This window comes from Streptomyces sp. H39-C1, assembly GCF_027158125.1.
In the GTDB taxonomy this organism is placed as follows: Bacteria; Actinomycetota; Actinomycetes; order Streptomycetales; family Streptomycetaceae; genus Actinacidiphila; species Actinacidiphila fildesensis.
Genome location: NZ_JAPVLS010000206.1, coordinates 1 through 3,826, shown reverse-complemented (window position 1 = coordinate 3,826; position 3,826 = coordinate 1). Strand labels below are relative to the sequence as shown.

Here is a 3,826-nt window from a genome sequence, read left to right as displayed (position 1 = left end):
CTTGTCACTCCACTTCGACGCCACCATTTCGGGTGACGCCGGGAGTCAGCTACCGGGGACCCTGGCGTCTCCCCGGACCGGACTTTCACCGGCTGGCTATCCTGAGCTTGACGTCCGGTTACATCACTCTCATCCCTTCTGAGCTGCGATGACGCCCGGACTGCTGGACGTACACTTGTTCCTTAACGTCGGGCTTGATCGCGTTCGATCAGTGTCTCAGGGCGTTTGACGGTTTTGCCCACGTCATGACGGGTGGCGGGGTGCCGGTTCTTCGAGCCGGGTGGTCTGCCGGGTCCCGGCCTGGACGGTTTGGGAACACGGGCCGGGCAGGGCAGGTGGGGTCGGATGTTCCGGAACCCGCGCCGGACGCGGGTCGGGGTCAGGGCGCCTGCGCGGTCTGGTTTCTCCCACGGCTTGTGCTGGTCGGCGACCAGGGTCGCGGCGAGGCGGAGTTGGGTGTGGGCGACGATGACGAGCCAGGTCCAGCGGTCTGCCGCCTGCGGGTCCCGGAGCCGTGGGCGGGTCCAGCCTAGGGTCTGCTTGAACAGGCGAAACGTGTGCTCCAGGTCGAATCTGCGCAGGTAGGAGCTCCTGACCTGGTCGACGTCGGCTGCTGCGGCACCGGTCGCCGAAGACCACAGCCAGACCGGTGGTGCGTCGCGGTCGCCGGGCAGGTGGTCGACCTTCGGTCGGATCAGGGTGCCCTCGACCAGGGGGAGTTCGTCGTCGCTGTCGATCCACGCGGAGCGATGGGTCAACCGGGGGTGGACTCGGTCCCAGGCACGGGCTTCGGCTTTTCCGTAGCGGCTGGTGTCATCCGTGACCACCGCCGGCTCGGGCCAGGTCTCAGGCCTAGCGAGGCGAAACTCCGGGCCGTGCTTCGGCGGCCGGCCAATGGGCTGGTAGGTGCGCGACAGTGGCGGTATGGGCAACCTGAGGACGCGGTCGGAGCGCAGGCGTCCGACCGGCTCGACGGGAAGGTCCCGCAACAGCCACGCGAGACGCATCACGTCGTAGCCGGCATCCATCACGATCAGCATGTCACGGTCCCCGGCCTGCCACTGGCCCACGCGGATCAGGTCCTCGGCCACAGCGCGGAGCTGGTCGGCGGTTACCGCGATGGCATCGTCCTCGGGCCCGAGCCGGACCGCGTCCAGTACCGCCGTCCACGACGACCTGCCCGGGCTCAGCGCGGCGACGATCGAGTAGGTCCAGCCCGGGATGATCTGGGCTGCGGCCCGGGAGCGGCCATGGACGTGGCAGAAGAGCCGTTCCGGCGAGCACGCGGCATCCGAGCGCAGCCACGGGGAGACGTCGACCGCTAGCACGATCCGCCCGCCGATCCGGGGCAGTGGTAGGCCGGCCAACAACTCGCGCAACCGGTCGGCGTCGAGGCGGCCATGGTTGAGAGCGGCGTAGAGGGAGCCGTAGCCGCGCCGGTGCTCGGCGGTCAGCGACAGCTCCACCGGAGCCGTCACCGGGCCGTCCGCGCACAGCAGCGCGTCGGTCAGCTCGAAGAACGCGTCCGCCCGTGCGGACAGGCAGCCGTAGAAGTCCGTCCGGAAGCGCGAGAGCTTCGCGAACGCGTCCTGTTCGCCGATGCTTTGCAGCACACTCATCACCGCGGCCTTTTGCGTGAACAGACTGATCCCGTTGCTGGTCTCAGGATCACGAGAAGGCGTGCCCCGCGTCCGGCGATCAACCGGACGAGTGACCTGGGTGGGGCCTTCAACGAGGCCGGGGCAGCGGTGGTGGATCGGCACGGGGAACCTGAGCGCCTGGGCGTGTCGTTGGCCAAGACGGAGAGGAACACAGGTGAAGACACGTCAAAAGGACCGCGATGCTCCCGAACCGCAGGCACCGTGGGACGAGGTCAGGCCGGGGCTGTGGATGGGCGGACACGTCTGGGTCAGCCCCCAGGGCCAGACGCAGGCCGCCGTCGTCGACGTCGAATTTGACCTGGTCGTCAGCCTGTACAGCAGAGAGGGGCACGGACCGCATCCCAGCGTCGAGCACCTGGTCAACGAGATTCCAGACAGCCCGCTCACGGCCGTGCAGTTGTACGCGGTCCAGCAGTTGGCCACTACTGTCGCAGGCGCAGTACGAGGCAATCGCACCGTCCTTGTGCGCTGCCATTCCGGCTACAACCGCTCCGGCCTGGTCGTTGCACAGGCCCTGATCGAACTCGGCGAAGACGCCGCCGCAGCAATCGACCTCATTCGACGAAACCGATCACCCTGGGCCCTCAACAACCGGACCTTCGAGCAGTACCTGACCACAGGGCTCGACATCGCCTGCCTCCTGGCCGGACTCGAAACCTCCGCCTGAGCAATCGGCGTGAGGTTAAGGAACAAGTTGAATATGTTCACTTAAAGATGCCGCACACAGTTCCAGCAGCTCTCACCTACCGTCTGACTCGGCTTCGGGATCGAACGCTGGCTGCACGCCCCGGCTCCAACAGCGGGGTCAGGTCGCAGGCTGTCTCCTACCTGTCATGGCTGGACTCAGCACGTCACGCGTTCGAGGCACTGGTCAAGGTGGAGCTCGGGACAGAGGCGGCCGAGGCAATCGACTGGTGGAACCCGCTGATGGTCTGTATCGCGGCCAGTTTCTCGTCCACGACCGGGTCGCGGTACGCCGGCTGAACGGATCGACCTGGTGCGCACCGCGTCTTCGACGGTTACCACTTGATCCTGCAGATGATCGAGTCCGCGCCGGTTGCCCGAGACTGGTTCCAGCTCAGCGGCAGCGTCGCAAACGGGAACCGATGGCGGGTGTCGGCGACGACAAGTCGGCGGTCCGACTGACCCCGGGTCCGGCTCCGGCTTGTCTGCAGGATCTGTACGCCGCGCTGGACGAGGCACTTACCGCGTGGGGTGATGTGGAGGTGGCTCCGTTACTGCACTACATCGCGTATCGGCGGATAGTGAACCTTGCCTCGGTGATCTTCCGCCCGAAGCACGAGGCGATGCTGGTGTACCTCAGAGTCGATCCGGACACGGTCGCGCTGGAGGAGGGCTTCTCCCGTGACATGCGCGGTGTTGGTCACCTGGGGACGGGCGACCTGGAGGTTCGGATCGGCTCGGCGGCCGATCTGGAGAAGGCGGGGCTGTCGGGCGCCATGCCATCGTCCGTTGTGCCCGGCTACGCGAAGACGAGTAGGCCGCCGAGGGGCCTCGCCGGGCAGCCATCCGCTGGGAACGACGCCTCGACCTACACGACGCCCTCGTCTCACTGGCTTGCGGACTCATCCGCTGGCGAAGACTCTGACGACGGCGTGCGCGACAGGCTGAGCCCTCGTACGCTGATCAGCCGTGACTGACCAACCTCAACTCTGGCTCAACAGCGGGATCCGCGCCTTCGAGGTAGTTCGCTGCCGAGTAACAGGGCATCGGGGACGATTCGGTGTGGAGGTCGAGGTGGTCACACCAGCATCAGATATGCCGGCCTTCATCGATTTCGTGAACCTCACCGACAGCCTGGAACACCCGCGCCCAGAAGACTTCCCACCGATCGGGAACATGCTCGATGCCGTCGCGCTCGACTTCCTGCCCGGCGGGGAGCTGCGCTTGGCGGTCGTCCATCATCACTGACACCTCAGCAGCTGCAGGGATTCGCCCGTACAAGAAAACGAACTACCGCGGGCGACCCCCTGACGCCAGTCGAACCATCTACCAATCCAAGATCGTGTTACGAGCTCTAAGCTTGTTATTTATGGTCCGGACTCGAACATCGAGTAGGACACCATCACTCACCTGGGCCTTTACCGGACAGGCGGACGGCCTCCGCATGAGCATGCGTTCTGTCACCGAACCGCACTCATACG

Annotated in this window: 3 protein-coding genes and 1 pseudogene; 3 read left to right on the top strand and 1 reads right to left on the bottom strand. The window is 66.0% G+C overall.

Translation table 11 applies throughout. From position 1 onward, the window contains the following. Positions 1-182 precede the first annotated feature (182 nt). Complete coding sequence (locus O3W51_RS47470; RefSeq protein ID WP_198359577.1) at positions 183-1,619, bottom strand: NF041680 family putative transposase; 1,437 nt, start codon at positions 1,617-1,619, stop codon at positions 183-185. Positions 1,620-1,815: 196 nt separating this feature from the next. On the opposite strand from O3W51_RS47470, the gene O3W51_RS47465 reads away from it, so the two are divergent. From O3W51_RS47465 to O3W51_RS47450, 3 genes and pseudogenes are all read left to right on the top strand, one after another. After that, positions 1,816-2,328 (top strand): protein-tyrosine phosphatase family protein, encoded by a 513-nt coding sequence (locus tag O3W51_RS47465; protein ID WP_269290268.1) that lies wholly within the window; start codon positions 1,816-1,818, stop codon positions 2,326-2,328. A gap of 116 nt (positions 2,329-2,444) precedes the next feature. Further along, positions 2,445-3,106: pseudogene (locus tag O3W51_RS48715) on the top strand (DUF5655 domain-containing protein); the annotation flags it as partial. Positions 3,107-3,314: 208 nt separating this feature from the next. Then, positions 3,315-3,593 (top strand): hypothetical protein, encoded by a 279-nt coding sequence (locus tag O3W51_RS47450; protein ID WP_198359580.1) that lies wholly within the window; start codon positions 3,315-3,317, stop codon positions 3,591-3,593. Positions 3,594-3,826 lie beyond the last annotated feature (233 nt).

What these genes read in the sequence shown, in the direction of transcription:
- O3W51_RS47470 (WP_198359577.1), bottom strand. Translation starts at nt 1,619, where the DNA reads ATGAGTGTGCTGCAAAGCATCGGCGAACAGGACGCGTTCGCGAAGCTC.